This window comes from Candidatus Leptofilum sp., from assembly GCF_965223525.1.
GTDB lineage: Bacteria > Chloroflexota > Anaerolineae > Promineifilales > Promineifilaceae > Leptofilum.
In genome coordinates, this window is record NZ_CBDCWX010000004.1 from 740,339 (window position 1) to 757,657 (window position 17,319).

Here is a 17,319-nt window from a genome sequence, read left to right on the forward strand (position 1 = left end):
GATGAATCAGGAAAATCATTCAACCAATCAACCCACTGGCAATGATCGCTCGTTGCTGTTTATTGTCGCCGTGGCTGCAGTACTGCTTTGTATGGGAACGGCCGTTGCTGGCTTTTTCATTGGGCGAGCAACCGCTGAACCGGAGGTGATTACCGAAACGGAAACTGAAGAGGTCACCCGTGAAGTGGAAGTGACGCGTGAAGTAGAAGTGCCAGTTGTAGCGGAATCAGACGCTGGAGAAGCCCCGCTTGTTACTTCGGAAGAAAGTGAAGAGACGATGGAAGAAACGGCCGTTGAAGAAAATGAAGATAATCGTGAAGACGATGCCGAACCAGACCTGCCTACTATCCGCCTGGAAGATAGTTCCGAGATTGAGTTTGAGCTCTTTTATGAAGTTTGGCAGCTCGTTGAAGATGGATTTGATGGCGAAATCCCCCAAAATCAGGAGATTCTTTATTCAGCCATCGAAGGCTCGCTGGAAACGTTGGATGATGAATATACGCGCTTCATCCGGCCAGAGGTGGCGGCACGCCTGCGCGAAGATGCGGGCGGTTCCGTTGAGGGGATTGGTGCGTTTGTAGAAGAGACAGAAGACGGCCAGTTTAGAATTGTTCGGCCCATCCCAGACCAGCCTGCGGATCTGGCTGGATTGCTGCCCGGCGACATTGTCATCGCAGTGGATGGCGAGTCGGTAGAAGACATATCGTTTGATGAGGTCATTTTGCTTGTACGTGGCCCACGCGGCACAGACGTGACGCTTACCATTTTGCGTGAAGACGAACCAGAACTGCTGGAGTTTACTATCACGCGCGTGCGCTTTGAAATCGCCACTGTTGAATCTGAACTGCTGGAGGGCAACATTGCTTACATCAAGCTCTCCACCTTTGACCAAACCGCCACCGAAAAGACGGTAGAAGCATTACAAGAGCTATTAAATCAAGGTGCAGAAGCGTTAATCTTCGATTTACGGGATAATCCGGGTGGCTTCCTTAATCAATCAATTAGCATTGCAGACTTGTTTTTGGCAGAAAGCGTCGTGCTGTTTGAGCGAAACAACGCGGGGCTGGATCAGGTTTTCCGGGCTGATGATGGTGATTTGGGTGAGGGGTTGCCGCTGATTGTGTTGGTAAATGGCGGCAGCGCCAGTGCCTCAGAAATTGTGGCAGGGGCTATTAAGGATAACGGCCGTGCCATTCTCATCGGCGACGTTACCTTTGGCAAAGGCTCCGTGCAGCAAGTGTACCAACTGTCTGATGGCTCTGAGATGCGGGTGACGATTGCTCGGTGGCTTACGCCAAGTGAAAGCACAATTGATGGGGAAGGGGTAACGCCAGACATTATCATTGAGATGGAATTTGACGCCGAAGAGGATATTCAGCTTTTGCGGGCCATTGAATATCTGCAAGAAGGCGAGTAAAAGTAGTTGAGCAAAGTGATGACACAAAAAGCCGCTGGTAAAAAGATAATTGCCACCAATAAACGGGCTCGTTTTGAGTATGAACTGCTAGAGTTTTTTGAGGCGGGATTGGTGCTTACAGGCACCGAAATCAAGTCGGTTCGGGCTCACCGGGTGAGCCTGGCCCGCAGTTACGTGCAGCCGCGGGATAACGAGCTGTGGTTGGTAGAAGCCCACATTGCCGAATATGAGCATGGCAATACGCAAAACCATGAACCTACTCGACCTCGCAAGCTGCTGCTGCATCGGCGGGAAATTAACAAGATTTTAGATGCGTTGGGGCAAAAGGGGCTAACGGCCGTTCCCACCCAACTTTATTTAAAAAACGGCCGTGCTAAACTGGAATTTGCTCTGGCGCGGGGTAAAAAATTACACGACAAGCGCCAATCCCTGGCCCGCCGCGACAGCCAGCGCCAGGTTGAACGCGCCCTCCGCGAAAAATACCGTTAGCTTTGTAGAGACGCAGCAGGCTCAGCCCTCATTAACGTTGGAGGATGGTTGATGGGCAGGATGTTTGGCGGCGAAATGTTCCAGCAAGCTGCGGTGAATAAACGCATACCCATTCCCCGCCCGCCGCAACAAAATACGCTCCACCATACTGTCTAGCATCCCAATGAGCTTTTTATCGCGAAGCGGAAATGGCAACATATTTTGTCGTGCCAACACCCAGCGCAAAACATAATGCTTAACAACCGTATCCCCTCCATATTCCCAAAATCCATTGAATATTCCCATGATTACGAATAGGCTAATGGCAAGCGGTGCCAATTCTGCAACTTCACTGCCTAATTGCGTCAATAATAGAGAACTAAAAACGCCTAGCAGGCCAAGCAGCATTGAATACAAGCCACTCATCCGCCAAAAATTCCGTAACGAACTGTGTATACCTTGATTCGGCTCGGTTTTTTGCCGTGTTTCCGTTACCTGAAAACACACATCCAGCACCTCACTTAGCCCGACAATCAGCCCTTCTTTGATCGCTTTGAAGAGTTCACGAGGAGGGGGGGGCGCCATTCTAATTCTTCTACGGGTTCAATTTGCGCTTTTTCCTTACCCAGCCCTTCAATCAGCCCGACAGTCAGCCCTTCTTTGATCGCTTTGAAGAGTTCACGAGGAGGGGGGGGCGCCATTCTAATTCTTCTACGGGTTCAATTTGCGCTTTTTCCTTACCCAGCCCCTCAATCAGCCCGACAATCAGCCCGACAATCAGCCCGACAATCAGCCCGAAAAGAATAGCGTAATTTCTACGCGGTTTCCCTTTGGGCAGCCAACTGGGTTGTAATTTTTCCAGGTACAGTTCGCTACTGTTTTGGGTGGTTAAGCTGTGGGCTATCTCTATTAACCAATGGCGGGCATCTTCTTCACTGTAAGCACTCTGTTTCGGCAGGGGCGGTGGGCAAACATGGCTTCAATGTAGGTGTCAAATAAATGAGTACGGCGGGCGGCGCTGCTGTTTAACTGTTGTAACTCCGCTTTCGCTTTCCCCCGATACGCTAACGTCATCACACTCAACAACAGAGGGCTGCGGGTCAGTTCCCGCAGGGGTGGGTCGTGGCGTAACATGCTCCGCACCGCCTGTAACGCTAACTTTGGGTGGCACAAGTATGTATCCACTTTTTCATCATTTAAGGGTTGTATCTGTATCGCGCTGTTTAGGTTCAACCGTGCCTTTAATTTGTGGTAATCCTTTGTGCGGCTGCACACTGCCATCTCCACCGTGCCCTGTTGGTTGGCGCGAAAATTGTTAATGGCTGTAATGCAATCATCCCGCGCAGACGCGGCCACTTCATCCAAGCCATCGAGCAGGTAAATCAGCTGGTTGCTGGCAATCCATTGCCTGGCTAATTCACGACCAACGCTGTACTGCACAAAAATCTCTTCCGCCAGCCAATCACGAAAGTCCGCTTTATTTTGCGCCCATGAAGCAAGGTTTAGCCCCATCGGCATCGGTTGTCCGGGTAAGCTCGCTTCCGTTACCAACTGTTCTGCTAGGTGCATCAGCGTAAACGTTTTGCCGCTGCCGGGCGCGCCCAAAATCAGCAAGCCGCGCCCACATTCGTTAAACAGGTCGCCAACCGGTTTGTCTAATGGCACGGCTTCATCCGCTTGCCCCGCTTCTTGCTTCACCATTTGCCAACTGCGTTGGTGGGCTGTGCGCGCCAATGCGCCTTCATTTGCCTCACTCATCGTCAGTTGAATCACTTCACCGTGCAATGATTGGTACAAAACGGGGTCGATTTTGGTGGTGGTCAGCGCGTTAAGGTAGTTTTGGCGGTTGCGGTTCTGTTGGGTAGCGGTTTGGTTAGTGAGGGAAGTAACGGAGGTGGCCTGTGTGGTGCCTTTAGGTTTTTGCACAAGGCGACGATTTAGCCACCAAAGCCCAGCCAGCACAACGGTGATAGCAACGTACCACGCTTCAAACCCGCCATCACTGTTGACCCAGCGCCACCAAATGAAGGCGGCAACCAATATGGTAATGCCAATGAGTAGGGTGGTAAAGATTTGGAGGAAGGGTCGCCAACGGTTTGCGTTCATGGTTATATTGTTTGCACGGTCTGGTTAATAAACGCATTGTATAACGAAACAAATTACTATTCCAAATCTTTCAATGAAACGGGGTCTTGTTGTGGGGTACAAACGCCACACCAAACAGCACCTGCAACCACAAACGCTTTATAATTACCAGTCGTCGTGCGGTACGAGTGGACAATATATGGTTTTTCCTCAGTGTGGGTTTTGCAAACGGCACGCCCGCAAAATTTGCAGGCCGCGTGTGCCGGTCTTTCGCAGTGCCAGCATTCCATAGTTCTTTTTTACTCCGTAAACTCTAAATCTTTGTTGGCAAACAGGTCAACAGCCAGCAAAAATAGCACCGTCGCGTACAACAGCAATATTGCTGGTGCTAAAGATTGGTTGGCGGTGAAGTATCCGTTGGTAATGCCATCGGCTAATGCTTCAAACGGCCAAAAAACAAAGCCAAACAGTCGGCTAATTGCGTTGTCATCCGTTTGGCTGAGGGTGTTGGCGTAGTTTTCCAGGTTCGTACTAATTTCTACCCAGCCCTGGTTGATGGCGTATCGGCTGAGGCTCGTGGCGAGATTGGACAGACTCTCGTTTTGCAGCCCTTGCCCAAACAGCAAAATAGCTAACAGACCAAACACATAGATGCGTGACCAGCCAATTGTGATGAAATCAGAGGCGTGGAGCGCCAGCACGGCCATGAACAGCATGGGCGCCAGCCACACTGGCGGGATTTCTAGCAGCGTGCCCAGCGTGAGTGATGGGCCATTGATCAGTGCCAGGAGCATGAGCAGAAGTTGGTAAAGTAAGGTGATAAACAGGCTGCTGAGGAGTACGGCCGTTACAAACTCTACCCGGCTATTTAAGCGCACCAAAAATGGGTAGTGCTGAGCATCATTGGCTCTGGAGGCCACACCAAGCGTGACCAAAAAAGCAAGTCCGGCGCCAAAGCCACCAATCATTAGGCGATAGTACGATATGTCTGGCGTTTGCTGCTGCGGGTTGAACAGCAAAAACCAAAATGCGAGCGTCAACAACAGGTAAAAAATGCCACTTAGCGAAAACAAAAGTGTACGCGTAAAGTATCGTGTGAGAATAGAAATTCGTTGCATCATTGAACAGCCCTCGCGTAAATTTCCGCCAGCGTGACATGTTTTTGCTCAACGTGCAATACGTCGTACTGAGAGCGCAGCAGCAGCGCCAGAATTTCCCGTCGTAGCTGCATTGCCTGCCCACGAAGCTGAATTTGGTTGCCTTGCACCTGAATTTCTGGGTGCTGAGCTTGAATAATTTGTGCAATTTCAGCTAAATCACGGTCGGCTTGGATGAGCGTGTGTGGGCTAATAGTGAGCGCGTTTACCATACTGTTCTGGAAGTGTACTTGCCCGCTATTGAGGATGACCAGTTGGGTGCAAACGGCCGTTACCTCCTCCAGTTGGTGTGAAGAAAGCATGATCGTTTTGCCAGCAGCGTGCAGCTTTTTTATCAATGCCTGCATCTCTGCTTGCCCCGTAGGATCCAAACCATTGGATGGTTCATCTAGCAGCAAGAGTTGGGGATTGCCCATCATAGCTTGGGCCAAACCCAACCGCTGCCGCATTCCTTTGGAGCAATTGCCAATCCGTTTGTTGGCCTGGCTAATCAAATCCACCTCCACAAGCGCGTCAAAAACCGCCTTTTCTTGGGAATCAGGCGGCAGGCCACATAAATTCGCCATGAGTGCTAGATATTTACTTACACGCAACTTGTTGGGGAACAGGAGCCGATCTGGTTTATAGCCAATGGCTGGCCAACGGCCGTTTGCCGGGCGAATGGTGCCGCTATCTGGATGTAGCAAACCAGCGATCAACTTAAAAAGCGTGGTTTTGCCAGCTCCGTTTGGCCCCAGCAGGCCAACCACTTCACCGTGCGGCACGCGCAGCGAAACGCCGCTCAGCGCCTTAAGCGAGAAGAAATTTTTGCTGACATTTCGAATCTCAATCACAATTGGTTTCCGTTAAGCATTCAGACTTTTGAAGTTTCTATTATTTTGAAGCAACCGCATTTTAACGCAAAAACTTCAAAAGTCCCTCGTTAACTAAGGCTGGGGCAGTGGAATTTGCACCAAAACAAGGGAGAGATCGTCTGTGTGATCCTGAGCAGCTTTCATGAGGGTTGGGCCGACCTCTTGGGGGGAAACGGCCGTTGCCAAATAATCAGTGAGTTGCTCATCTGTCAGCGTTCCCCAAATGCCGTCGCTGCACAGCAATAGCCAATCCCCCAAAAATAGCCGCTGGGTAAAAAAGTCCACTTGCGGCTTCTCTGTAGCCCCTAGCGCGTGCGTCAGTACATTTTTATAAGGATGCGTCAGTGCCTGCTCGGTGGTGATGTGCTCTTGATGTACTAGCCAAGCTACCAACGAATGATCCTGCGTAATTTGCTCTAGATGCTTTTGCCGATACAGATACGTGCGGCTATCCCCTGTGTTGGCAACAATTAATGCCTGATCCAACAAAATGGCGCAGGTAATTGTGCTGGCCATCTTTTCTTCATTGCTGCTGGTTAATTTACGGATGGCTTCATTGGCCTGATAGATTGCCTTTCTAAGCTGCTGGCGTAATCGTTTAATGGTTTGGTCAGATACGACTGTAATCACTGGCCAAATAGGATCAAAGTGCATTGCCAACGTATTCACCACGGTTTGGCTCGCGCGGCTACCATCTTTTAGGCCACCAACCCCATCAGCCACCACAAACAGGCCGTATGGAAGGTTGTTACCGGTACGCCCCGTGGTGGCATACACAGCATCCTGATTGGCGGCTTTGCCGGGATGCTTGGCATCTGTTGCTGCTACATAAAGAAAATCGGAAAACGATTGCATAATAAAAACAAAGAAGGGCCGAATGCACTCGACTCTTCTTCAAAAATTATGAATTATTGAAATTCCCAGCCAAAATCAACTTCTAGCCGTTCTTCGCCAGCGGCTAGATTGATACCCTGCAGCCCAACACCGTAATTGGGCCATGTCCAATCGCCAGGAATCAGCAGATCCACATTTTCAGAACTAAATGGTTCAATGGCTACACAATACAACCCTTCATCTAGTCCTTCAAAGCGATACAGGCCCGCGTCGTCGGTGACGGTGGTGGCGATAACCGTACTGTCTGGCACAATGGCATCGGCTGGACATGCCCCAGCGGCTAGCTTAACGGTGATGCCCGCCAAACGGGGCTCATTGATGAGTTCGCCATCCCCTCGATAAAAGCCAGAGCCGTCGCTGCTCACGTCCACACAGCCTGCCGATGGTTCACCGCTGCTGGTGAAGAAGCAGACATCCTCCCAAACCACCCCGCCAATCGCGGCCGAATTGGGTTCCGGCGTTGCTTCTGGCAAACCGACTTCAATTTGTACCCAAATCACCTGGTCGGCAAAACCATCCACGCCAAACGGATTGCCTGCCGCGTCTGCCAACAAATAGTCGGCACGGTAGGTGCCTAACGCCTCAGGTGCAGTGAGTGGGATGGTGATGTCCACCGTTTGCCCAGGCACAACAGCGCTTTCCAGCGGCACGCTGAGTGGCCCTCCCAAATCATCCCCACCGGCAAAGATGAGACTATAGTTGGCTGTCCAGGGGCAAGTGCCAATGTTGCGGAGCTGCCACGATTTTTCAAACGGGTCACTGGGGCCAAACAGCGTGTTATCTGGCACAGATAAATCCTGGACAAAGGCGATGCTGTTGGTGCAGTTTGCCAGATCAACTTCTGGTACGGGCAGGAATTGGTAATCCCAGCCAAAGTTAAGCCCCGTTGCCAAATCGCCATCGGTTAAGGTTACTGAGGCATTGTTCACGTTGGTGTCTGGGAATGTGAAGCCGCCGGGCAATAGTTGCTCGTTGGCCACGTCCAGGGGATCGATAGAAACACAGTACGACCCTGCGGACAGATCGGTAAAGACGTAGTCGCCGTCTTCGTCGGTGGTTGTGGTGGCAACGCTGGTAGGAGCGGGGCACTCGCCTTCGCCCAGGCTAACCAGCACGTTAGGAATGCCGGGTTCGCCATCTTCTAGCAGGCTATTGGCCTGGAAGCCGCCTTCTGGTTTGGCAATGCACCCGGCGGAGGGAACGGCCGTTTCATCACCACCATCCCCGCCAGCCACAGCACACAGGTCGTGCCACACCTTGCCGTTGATAATGCCCATGTTGCTGTCTGCCGGAGTGGCAGTGGGGGCAGAAGTTGGTTCTGGCTCTTCTGCTTGGGCCACGTTGTCTATTTGCAGGGTAAACGAGCCATTGATGCCATTGACGTTAACCATGTATGTGCCAGCAGACAGCCCCAGCACGTCTAGCGAAATTGTTTCTTCGAAGGGTACGAGCGCTTCCGTACACAGTTCGCCCGTTTGCCGGAGGGTAGTTATGTTGATGTTGAAAGTGGTACCCTGCTGGGTGGTTTCCACATTGTCAATATTGGTGCAACCATCGGGCAAGTCGCCCCTGGCTCGTACATTTACCTGTACAGGGAACGATTCCAATATCAAGATTTCGATGCTGTCTACGGCCGCTTCCTGCTGCAAGGGGGTATCGTCTGGGATCGCGGCGGTAGGTGTGTCTTCTGCTGCGGTGGTGGTGGGTGTAGAATCGGCGGTGTCTGGCTCATCACTGCCGCCACAGGCAACCAGCCCTGTTAGAAGCAGCAGCAAACTAAAAAGCACAAATTTCTTCATACAAGTTCTTCTCCTGAAAACCTGACAAGTTTTGCAAGGCGAGTAGGTACGGTTTGAGGAAACATGTCAAGTTTGTGTAAGACATATCTTGCAATTGGTATCCTGGACAGGATTGCAAGGATTATTCAGAAAGCAAGTAGGCCAAGAGCAGCTTGGCACAATTTTCCAGAGCATCTCTGTGGGTGCGTTCGTAATGGTGCGAGGCGTCTACACCAGGGCCCACAAGCCCCACACGTACATTGCCGCCAGCCTGCCAATACGCTTCGCCATCAGATGCGTAGAAAGGATAGATGTCGGTAGCGTAACGTAGATTATTGGCTTCGGCCAACGCCTCCAACTCGCGGCGTAGCTGCATATGGTACGGGCCAGCCGTATCTTTGGCACAAATCGTCACGGAATACTCATCTGACATTTGATCTGGGGCGACCACTGCCATATCAATAGAGATGAGATCGGTTAGATTTGGCGGAAAGCCAGTGGCCGCTCCGTGACCTACCTCTTCGTAATTGCTTATATGAAAGTAGCTGTCCTGAGCAGGCTGCAAACCTGCTTCGGCCAGGGCAAGCATCGCGCCGTATATGCAGGCGATGCTCGCTTTGTCGTCCAGGTGGCGTGAACGGATGAAGCCATTGTCATTAACTTCCACACGCGGATCAACGGCGATGACATCGCCTACACGAATGCCAAGAGCTTTGGTCTCGTCTTCGCAGGTCGTGTGGGCGTCAATTCGCACCTCCATGTTAGTGTCGTCGCGGGGGGCGTTGCGCTCTTTGCTGGTGTGGGCGTGGATGGAGGCGGTGGTAGGCAGGATGGTGCCTCGGTAGGTTTGCCCATTGCTGGCGAAGATAGTGACACCTTCTCCTTCAACAGAAGTCCAACTCCAGCCGCCTAGTTGGGTTATGCGGAGACGGCCGTTTTTCTTAATTTGCCGCACCATTGCCCCTAGCGTGTCTACATGTGCCGTCAGGCCACGCGGTGCGTCTTGCTGCTTGCCAGGCCAATGCGTCACCAGTAATCCTTTAGGCGTTCGCTTATGCGTTAGCGGCATATCGGCAAATGTGGAGGCGAACGTCTCTTCAAGCCACGCCATGGCCTGGTCTGTATCACCAGTTGGGCTGGGAATATTTAGCAATTCTGTTAGGAACGCAACCATCGCGTCAACATTTACCGTAGGCAGCATAGGCTCGTTGTCTCCTCTGAAAATTATGAATTATGAAGGATGAATTATGAAAACCTGCGACTATGGTCGCCGTTCTTTTGCAGGGAGCAATTGTAATTCTGCGGATTATAAAGTATGGCTTGCTTGTTTAGCAAACCTTTGAACACAGCTAGGGGATTCAGTTTGCAGGCAGAACCTCAAAGTCCTGGCAGGACAGCAGTGCTATGACGGATTTGCTATACCTCATGAATTTGTCTCTGGGTATGATATTAGCAGATTGGCAAAAGGTTTCTTAATCTTCATAGACCAATTGCCGGGAGAAAAATTTACCACATTTCTGTGGGAGCCTTTCCCTATTTTTCAAAAACAATAATCGCTTCATCTCAGGGTTTGCCGATCCTGGTTGTCTGTTGCGTGGAGAATGATTGTGAAGTTGGCAAAGAATCACTCTAGCAAAACCCCCTCTGTTATTCGTTTTAGTTTAATTTGGCTGCTTTTGAGCATGCTGGTGGTGTGGTGTTGGGGAACGGCCGTTCCCACCCAAGCTAGCAACATCATCCAAAATAACCCCCAGTTGGCACAGCTTACCGCTTTGGCGCAGGATGCGGGCACCGTTCGCGTTATCGTTCAGCTCGATTTGCCTTTTCGTCCTGAGGGGGATCTAGAAGATACCCAGGCGGTGCAGGCGCAGCAGCTAGGCATTGATGGCTTGCAGCAAGGCGTTTTGGATGCGTTGGCAGATAGCGGCACTGAGGTTGTGGCCGCTTACAAATATATTCCATACCTTGCTTTAGAGTTGGATTCGGCCGCTTTAGAAACGTTGGCCAGCTTGCCGCAAGTGGTGGCGATTGAGGAAGATATCCCCGTACCGGCTACCTTAAGCAACAGCGTTCCGGTCATTGGTGGCGATTTAGCTTGGGCCAGCGGCTACACAGGCGCAGGCCAAACGGTGGCCATTTTGGATACCGGTGTAGATACTGCTCATGCCGCTTTTACCACTGGCGGCAGCCGCATTGTGTCCGAAGCGTGCTACTCCACCACCAATGCAGGATATGGAGCCACCACAGTTTGCCCTGGTGGAGTTGAGGAATCAACGGCCGTTGGCTCTGGCATAGATTGCACGGCCGTAGTGGGGGCGAGCAACAGCAAAGCCCAATCTGATTGCAGCCACGGCACACATGTGGCCAGCATTGCCGCCGGGGACAATGGCGGCAGCGTTGTGGGCGTTGCGCCAGAAGCCAACATTATTGCTATTCAGATTTTTTCACTTTTTAACAGCACCACCTACTGCGCCGGCTATTCCAACTGTGCGCTTACCTTCACCAGCGACCAGATTTTGGGATTGGAGCGCGTTTATGAATTGCGGGACACGTTCGACATTGCCAGTGTGAATATGAGCCTGGGCGGGGGACAATATTTTGCTGCTTGCGACAGCGACAGCCGTAAAGCCGCCATTGATAATTTACGCGCCGCAGGCATTGCCACCGTCATTGCCACAGGCAACGATGGCTACCGCGACAGCATGAGCGCACCTGGCTGCATTTCCTCCGCCGTCAGCGTGGGGGCCACCGACAATGTAGATAACGTCGCATCTTTCTCCAACATTGCTCCGTTTGTAGATTTATTAGCACCTGGTGTGAACATCTACGCGGCCGTTCCCGGCACTCTCGGCACAAAATCTGGCACCTCTATGGCCACGCCGCACGTAGCGGGTGCTTGGGCGGTACTGAAGCAAGCCATGCCCGGTGCGTCGGTGGATGATGCGTTGGCGGCGTTTCAGGTAGGCGCAGTGCCGGTAGATGATGATCGCAGCAGCGGCACGGTAACAGACATGCCGCGCATCAACGTGAACAATGCCATCAACGGCTTTGTGACTGGCCTGACGGTGGACGTGACTGCTTCGCAGAGCTATTTGCTGCCGCAGGACGATGTTGTCTTCACGCTAACAATCCGCAACGACACGGGGGATACGGCCAGCAACGTGATCGTGAGCGCAGCCGTGCCATCCTCGCTGACGCTGGATAATGGATCGCTGAGTGGGGATGCGGCCGTTGCGAATGGCATCATCACCTGGACAACGGGGCAAACGCTGTCGCCCGGCCAATCTTTGGTGCGGACGGCCGCATTCACCGTGAAAAGCAGCGCAGCCGCCGGAGAACTCCAGTTTACGGCCACTGCTGATTCACCAGGGATGGATGAAGCGCGGCAAGGCACGGCCATTCTCAACATTAACGAAGTGGTGGGCTGTGACTTTAGCGATGGGTTTGAAAGTGGCGATTTGAGCGCGGCGTGGGAAACGGCCGTTACCGCCGAAGGTCGTGTGCAGGTTTCAGACGGGTTAGCCGCTAGCGGCAGCTACAGTGCAGTGCTGGACGACAGCATTGCGGGGGGCGACTATTCAGAAGCTGCCCTCATTCTCACCGCCGATTTGACCGGACAGGCCGAAGTGGCGCTTGATTTTAACTGGCACGACTTGGGGGATGAGTACCATGCTGATTTTGACGGCGTATTTGTGCGCGAGCAGCCGGGCGATGCTTGGGTGAAGGTGTACGATTTTGCCGGCAGCAATCATGATAATTTTCAGGCGGGGCAAATTGCGTTGGAAACGGCCGTTGCCGAAAACAGCCTCACTTTAACCGACCGCTTCCAGATTAAATTTGGTTTTTACGACAATTTCCCTTTCAACGCTGGCAGCATTGGTGGTGGCGACGGCTACGCCATTGACGATGTACGCTTTACCTGCGTACCGCGCGGTTTAGCTGCCTCGCAACAAAGTGACAACCTGAGCCCGCAGCCTGGCGATGCGGTCAATTTCCAAATCACCGTGACCAACAATGAGACCATCACGGCTACCAACGCCGTCATCAACTTCTTTTTGGCAGATGGCTTGCAGATGAATGGCGAGGTGATGGTGGATGTGGGAACGGCCGTTTCCGGCAGTTTTGGCAGCAGTCCGCCACTGGTTGCCAGCGGGCTAACCATTGGCCCTGGTGAACAGGTCGTTGTCACCATTCCCACAGTTGTTTCTGAAGATTTGGCCCCCGGCACCGTTTTGGAGAATGTGCTAACAATCAGCAGCGATCAATTTGGCAGTCCGCCGCCTGTCAAGCAAGAAATTGTTGTACAAGCCGGGGGCTTTGCTGTTTACATTCCGATGGTGGTTCGTTGACGAGAACTGTAGCCTAAGCGAGCGAGAACAACTGCCTCGGCGCTAATCATCCATCTATTTTTCGCTGTAGATTTGGTTGAATCGCTCGTTCATCATAGAAAAAGCAGACCGAGTACATTTTCCCGGTCTGCTTTTTTGTTGCTTGTTGGATTTGAGATTTCAGGATGATTTAGCCGAACCGCTCTTTAAGCAAGTCTGCCAAGGCGGGTTGACCGATGCCCTGATATTCGTACCGAACGCGCTGGCTGGGCAGCTTGATGTTGACGATCTTGCCCAAATCAATTGGTGTTGCTATGATGACCAGCTCTGCATCTGAGCGATTGATCGTTTCTTCCAGGTCGGCAATTTGGTCGCCGCCGTAGCCCATGGCGGGCAGAACGGCCCCAGTGCTGGGGTATTTTTGGTAGGTGGCTGCGATGGATCGAACGGCAAACGGCCGTGGATCCAAAATCTCAGCCGCGCCAAACTTTTGGGCGGCCACCACACCTGCGCCGTAAGCCATCTCGCCGTGGGTGAGCGTGGGGCCATCTTCTACCACCAGCACCCGCTTGCCGCGAATCACGGCCGGATCATCCACAAAAATGGGGGAGGCGGCCTGGATGACGGTGGCATCTGGGTTCACGCTGCGGATATTATCTTGCACGGTAAGGACGTTCTGGAAATCGGCCGTATCTACCTTGTTAAGAATAACGGCCGCTGCCAATCGCAGGTTGGTTTCTCCCGGATGGTAGCGTAGCTCATGCCCTGGTCGGTGTGGATCTGTCACCACAATGTGGAAGTCAGACAGGTAGAACGGCAAATCGTTATTGCCGCCGTCCCAAATGATGATGTCCGCTTCTTTTTCCGCCTCACGCAAAATCGCTTCATAATCAACGCCTGCGTAAATGACTGCACCCCGCTCTACGTACGGTTCATACTCTTCTCGCTCTTCAATGGTGCATTCGTGCCGCTCCATATCTTCGTAGGTGGCAAAACGCTGCACCGCTTGCGCCGCCAGATTGCCATAGGGCATGGGATGTCGTATAGCGACTACATTTTTGAAGCCAAGCTGCTTCTGCAAAACCTCTAAAACATATCGTGAGGTTTGGCTTTTGCCGCAGCCGGTGCGTACTGCACAGATGGACACAATCGGCTTGCTAGATTTGAGCATCGTCAGGCGCGGGTTCATCAGCCGGAAGCCAGCCCCGGCAGCCAAAACGCGAGAGGCCAGGTGCATCACGTACTCATGCGAGACATCAGAGTAGGAGAAGTACACATCGTCAATTTGGTGTTGACGAATCAATTCTTCTAATTGGTCTTCGGGGTAGATGGGAATGCCTTCGGGATAAAGTGGGCCGGAGAGCTCTGGGGGGTAGCGACGGCCGTCTATATTGGGAATTTGCGTCGCAGTAAACGCAACCACCTCGATCTGGTCATTTTGACGCAGGGCGGTGTTAAAGTCGTGAAAATCGCGGCCAGCAGCACCCATGATGAGAACTCGCTGGCGCTTTTGCTCGGTCATAAAAACCTCCTAAAGGTTTGGAAATGTGGATGAGGGGATTATACGAGAAACGGCCGTACCAGACACGCTAACGATTGTCACACCATCCCATGCACATTGTCAGAATTTTCTTGCTTATTCGCGGATGGTTTCAGAGCTGAGTGCAAAGGAATTTTGGGGGTCTCTAGTGGGAACGGCCGTTGCCGTCTCGGAGATATTGGCGGGTAATGTACCGTTACGGTTCAGGCCAGATCATCGGTTCACCCGTCTCAAGCAAGGTTTTGAGGCGCGATAGAGATTTCAACCAGCCTAAAGAGCCAATTATTTTTGCGGTTTGCGGGGCATCGGTGCAATCGTGCTGGATGGTGACAAGTACGGTTGCCCCTTGCTCAATAATCTCGATAGCTACCAAAGTAGGTGCTTCATCAAACCCAAACCCTGTGAATTGGATCGTATGGCTGATGCCTTGCCCTTTCTGTATAGATTGGATGGTTCCTTGATAAAAAGGCGCATCAACGCCCCAGGCGACGCGATCGCCAATTTTGGTGCCAAATTCCAGGCATGGCGCAGAAAACCAGGCTGCATAAGCGGACGCATTGGTGAATTGTTTCCAGACTTCATCATAGTTGGCTTGAATATAGGCGCGGGCGGTCAACAAAGCCGATTCATTCATTTTTAGCCTCCGTTATTGAAGCAATATGTTTGTCAATCCAAGCGACCCTGGAGATTGCGCCAAGTGATTAAAGAATGGGCCGCGATCGGTTAAGCAGTGAAAGCGCCTTTGGGTGTTGTCCATCTGTTTGCATTTTGGTTCTTCCTGAAGTTTTACTTGTCATCTACGGGTACGGGTTAAGATGATGACGGGGATGGTGCGGGTGACAACCTTTTTGGCATACTCAGTAAAGAAGTGGTGCTTGGCAGCCATTTTTTCGTAAAGCTGACTTCGTTCGGGTTCTTTAGAAACGGCCGCTATTACCGCTAAATGTTCTGTGCCGACTTCAATGCTCACGTTTGGATTGGCCACCAAGTTGTAGTACCAATCTGGGTGCGTGGGCGCGCCGCCTTTTGAGGCGATGATCACGTAGCGGTCTTCGTCTGCCTCGTAGACGAGGGGGGTGAGGCGAGGCTGGCCGCTTTTTGCGCCGATGGTGTGCAGCAATAGCAGCGGCCGTTCGGTGAAAAAGCCGCCGACCTGCCCATCATTGGCACGGAACTCTTCAATAATCTGTTTGTTCCTGTTGTTGGAGTCGCTCATAGTCGTTTATCTATTCAATCCTCATATAAATCATGGAAGTTTAGCCAAGCCATTGACCAAGGCAAGTCTGCCTCATGGCGCCCTTTTGGCAAGAGATCCATGTAATGGTAAGCACCATTCATCATATCAAGCCCCCGTGAATAGGTCGAATAGGTATGGTAGATGGTGCCGTCTTCATCTTTGTAAAAGACGGAAATCCCAGGCGCTTCTCCAGTGCCATTTTGTGGCTTGTAATTGTAGGTGGCTATTCCATCAGCTACGCTTTTTTCTGTAAAAGAGACATGATAATCGTAGTTGAATTCTGAACCGTGTGAGGAAACCCATTTGAATTTCCAGCCCATTTTGGCTTTGTACTGTTCGATCTTTTCGAGCGGAGCCAGAGAAACGGCCAGGAGTGTCGCATCCCGCGCTGCTAGATGAACGTCAATGCCGTTGAAGTTGTCGGCCCAAAATGAGCAGCTAATACAGCCTCGGTCGTCCCAATCTGGCCCGTACATAAAATGGTAAACGATAAGCTGGCTTTTACCGGCAAACAGGTCAGAGAGGGACTCTTGCCCGTATGGGCCATCAAACAAATATTCTTTTTCAACTTTTGTCCAGGGCAGCTTGCGCCGTTGCTTGCTTAGCTCATCGCGGAGACGGGTGAATTCTTTTTCTTTGGCTAAAAATTCTTGTCGTGCCTGATGCCATTCTTCTTGGGAAACAATTTTGTGGGTAGTCATATTTTCATCCTTTGATTTTGGTTTACCAATACGACGTTTGCTATCGAGTGAATTCGACATCTAGGGGCTAAACTTGTTTGAGGCAAGTTTTAGTTTTAGGTGGCTAAAATGTGGAGTAACCCTAAGATAAGTATAGGAATGGCAAAGACAGAGATAATGAGGCGTGCAGCAAAGGCTTTTTGCAAACGAGGCACAATACTTTGCACATGAAACAAAGCGATTCCTAAAACGATAAAGATAAATACCCAAAGTAGTAGTCAGACAGTGGGGGAACGCCGCCCTTAGCTAAATAGTTGCCAAAGCTGCCATAAATGCGGTGGTTGCCTTCGTCAAAGTAGCCAACGGCCGTTACAAACAAAGTCGCTACAGCAATGAGTGACAAAACAACCCAGCTATGTTCAGCGAGCCATGAACGCTCTTTTGCCATATTTGCCTCCGTTTGAGATAGGTATCTTTAGATGATTACGCTAATTCATAATCAAATATGTAGGTGTGATTACCGTCTTCAACGTGGATTGTCATCTTCCCAACCAAATTTGTCAATTCGGCCGTACCCGAATCTGGTACGACTTCCAGCACGAGGCGGCTTTCTCTGGCATTCATGATGCCGAAATGTTGCAGCACAAACGTGCCGGGCTTACCGTGCAGCGTTCCGCTTACCTGCTCAATCGCTACGTAGCCTGCCGCGCCTTCAACTGGCGTCATCGCCGTGAGCATTTCGCCCACACTGTTGGCTTCAAGGTTGCCTCGGAACGCTTTGTTAATTGACATGCGACCAAGCGATACGCCGTCACTACCTGGCGCGTATGCTTCTAGTGGCTGTAGATTGACTTCGAATTCACCTATTGCTTGCATATCTT

16 protein-coding genes are annotated in these 17,319 nt (G+C 51.6%); 3 read left to right on the forward strand and 13 right to left on the reverse strand.

Annotated features, from left to right (window positions below):
• The first annotated feature begins 1 nt into the window (after position 1).
• On the forward strand, positions 2-1,417 hold the full coding sequence (locus tag ACOQPM_RS03345) for a S41 family peptidase (RefSeq protein WP_420627810.1): 1,416 nt from the start codon (positions 2-4) through the stop codon (positions 1,415-1,417).
• An 18-nt stretch (positions 1,418-1,435) separates the two neighbouring features.
• Entirely contained in the window at positions 1,436-1,906 is a 471-nt protein-coding gene (gene smpB / locus ACOQPM_RS03350; protein WP_420627811.1) for an SsrA-binding protein SmpB, read from the forward strand.
• Between the two features lie 21 nt (positions 1,907-1,927).
• Here the strand turns inward: smpB and ACOQPM_RS03355 are convergent, their stop codons facing one another.
• The 7 genes from ACOQPM_RS03355 to ACOQPM_RS03385 all read right to left on the reverse strand — a co-directional run bounded on the left by ACOQPM_RS03355 (position 1,928) and on the right by ACOQPM_RS03385 (position 9,854).
• Positions 1,928-2,470 (reverse strand): hypothetical protein, encoded by a 543-nt coding sequence (locus ACOQPM_RS03355; protein ID WP_420627812.1) that lies wholly within the window; start codon positions 2,468-2,470, stop codon positions 1,928-1,930.
• 324 nt (positions 2,471-2,794) lie between these two features.
• Positions 2,795-3,991: an NACHT domain-containing protein gene (locus ACOQPM_RS03360; protein ID WP_420627813.1), complete on the reverse strand. Its 1,197-nt coding sequence runs from the start codon at positions 3,989-3,991 to the stop codon at positions 2,795-2,797.
• A gap of 278 nt (positions 3,992-4,269) precedes the next feature.
• Positions 4,270-5,091, reverse strand: a complete 822-nt coding sequence (locus ACOQPM_RS03365) for a hypothetical protein (protein WP_420627814.1) — start codon at positions 5,089-5,091, stop codon at positions 4,270-4,272.
• Complete coding sequence (locus tag ACOQPM_RS03370; RefSeq protein WP_420627815.1) at positions 5,088-5,960, reverse strand: ABC transporter ATP-binding protein; 873 nt, start codon at positions 5,958-5,960, stop codon at positions 5,088-5,090. The genes ACOQPM_RS03365 and ACOQPM_RS03370 overlap by 4 nt, the downstream gene beginning before the upstream one ends.
• A gap of 93 nt (positions 5,961-6,053) precedes the next feature.
• A complete protein-coding gene (locus tag ACOQPM_RS03375; RefSeq protein WP_420627816.1) occupies positions 6,054-6,836 on the reverse strand; it encodes a PP2C family protein-serine/threonine phosphatase in 783 nt (260 codons plus the stop codon).
• Between the two features lie 53 nt (positions 6,837-6,889).
• Positions 6,890-8,674 carry an NBR1-Ig-like domain-containing protein gene (locus ACOQPM_RS03380; RefSeq protein ID WP_420627817.1) on the reverse strand — a complete coding sequence of 595 codons (1,785 nt, stop codon included), beginning with the start codon at positions 8,672-8,674 and terminating at the stop codon, positions 6,890-6,892.
• A 121-nt stretch (positions 8,675-8,795) separates the two neighbouring features.
• Positions 8,796-9,854, reverse strand: a complete 1,059-nt coding sequence (locus ACOQPM_RS03385; protein ID WP_420627818.1) for a M42 family metallopeptidase — start codon at positions 9,852-9,854, stop codon at positions 8,796-8,798.
• 406 nt (positions 9,855-10,260) lie between these two features.
• On the opposite strand from ACOQPM_RS03385, the gene ACOQPM_RS03390 reads away from it, so the two are divergent.
• Positions 10,261-13,002: a S8 family serine peptidase gene (locus ACOQPM_RS03390; RefSeq protein ID WP_420627819.1), complete on the forward strand. Its 2,742-nt coding sequence runs from the start codon at positions 10,261-10,263 to the stop codon at positions 13,000-13,002.
• A gap of 169 nt (positions 13,003-13,171) precedes the next feature.
• Here the strand turns inward: ACOQPM_RS03390 and ACOQPM_RS03395 are convergent, their stop codons facing one another.
• The 6 genes from ACOQPM_RS03395 to ACOQPM_RS03420 form a co-directional block, all read right to left on the reverse strand.
• Positions 13,172-14,503 carry a cyclic 2,3-diphosphoglycerate synthase gene (locus ACOQPM_RS03395; protein WP_420627820.1) on the reverse strand — a complete coding sequence of 444 codons (1,332 nt, stop codon included), beginning with the start codon at positions 14,501-14,503 and terminating at the stop codon, positions 13,172-13,174.
• Positions 14,504-14,717: 214 nt separating this feature from the next.
• A complete protein-coding gene (locus ACOQPM_RS03400; RefSeq protein ID WP_420627821.1) occupies positions 14,718-15,155 on the reverse strand; it encodes an SRPBCC domain-containing protein in 438 nt (145 codons plus the stop codon).
• 159 nt (positions 15,156-15,314) lie between these two features.
• Positions 15,315-15,737, reverse strand: coding sequence for a nitroreductase family deazaflavin-dependent oxidoreductase (locus ACOQPM_RS03405; protein WP_420627822.1), 423 nt, complete (start codon positions 15,735-15,737; stop codon positions 15,315-15,317).
• A 14-nt stretch (positions 15,738-15,751) separates the two neighbouring features.
• Positions 15,752-16,459 (reverse strand): DUF899 domain-containing protein, encoded by a 708-nt coding sequence (locus ACOQPM_RS03410; RefSeq protein ID WP_420627823.1) that lies wholly within the window; start codon positions 16,457-16,459, stop codon positions 15,752-15,754.
• Between the two features lie 223 nt (positions 16,460-16,682).
• Positions 16,683-16,886 (reverse strand): hypothetical protein, encoded by a 204-nt coding sequence (locus ACOQPM_RS03415; RefSeq protein ID WP_420627824.1) that lies wholly within the window; start codon positions 16,884-16,886, stop codon positions 16,683-16,685.
• Between the two features lie 35 nt (positions 16,887-16,921).
• Entirely contained in the window at positions 16,922-17,314 is a 393-nt protein-coding gene (locus ACOQPM_RS03420; protein ID WP_420627825.1) for a DUF3224 domain-containing protein, read from the reverse strand.
• Positions 17,315-17,319: the final 5 nt, after the last annotated feature.

Coding starts and splice junctions, on each gene's coding strand:
- ACOQPM_RS03345 (WP_420627810.1), top strand. CDS start 2: ATGAATCAGGAAAATCATTCAACCAATCAACCCACTGGCAATGATCGC.
- ACOQPM_RS03360 (WP_420627813.1), bottom strand. CDS start 3,991: ATGAACGCAAACCGTTGGCGACCCTTCCTCCAAATCTTTACCACCCTA.
- ACOQPM_RS03410 (WP_420627823.1), bottom strand. CDS start 16,459: ATGACTACCCACAAAATTGTTTCCCAAGAAGAATGGCATCAGGCACGA.
- ACOQPM_RS03385 (WP_420627818.1), bottom strand. CDS start 9,854: ATGCTGCCTACGGTAAATGTTGACGCGATGGTTGCGTTCCTAACAGAA.
- ACOQPM_RS03365 (WP_420627814.1), bottom strand. CDS start 5,091: ATGATGCAACGAATTTCTATTCTCACACGATACTTTACGCGTACACTT.
- ACOQPM_RS03380 (WP_420627817.1), bottom strand. CDS start 8,674: ATGAAGAAATTTGTGCTTTTTAGTTTGCTGCTGCTTCTAACAGGGCTG.
- ACOQPM_RS03395 (WP_420627820.1), bottom strand. CDS start 14,503: ATGACCGAGCAAAAGCGCCAGCGAGTTCTCATCATGGGTGCTGCTGGC.
- smpB (WP_420627811.1), top strand. CDS start 1,436: ATGACACAAAAAGCCGCTGGTAAAAAGATAATTGCCACCAATAAACGG.
- ACOQPM_RS03375 (WP_420627816.1), bottom strand. CDS start 6,836: ATGCAATCGTTTTCCGATTTTCTTTATGTAGCAGCAACAGATGCCAAG.
- ACOQPM_RS03420 (WP_420627825.1), bottom strand. CDS start 17,314: ATGCAAGCAATAGGTGAATTCGAAGTCAATCTACAGCCACTAGAAGCA.
- ACOQPM_RS03400 (WP_420627821.1), bottom strand. CDS start 15,155: ATGAATGAATCGGCTTTGTTGACCGCCCGCGCCTATATTCAAGCCAAC.
- ACOQPM_RS03415 (WP_420627824.1), bottom strand. CDS start 16,886: ATGGCAAAAGAGCGTTCATGGCTCGCTGAACATAGCTGGGTTGTTTTG.
- ACOQPM_RS03355 (WP_420627812.1), bottom strand. CDS start 2,470: ATGGCGCCCCCCCCTCCTCGTGAACTCTTCAAAGCGATCAAAGAAGGG.
- ACOQPM_RS03405 (WP_420627822.1), bottom strand. CDS start 15,737: ATGAGCGACTCCAACAACAGGAACAAACAGATTATTGAAGAGTTCCGT.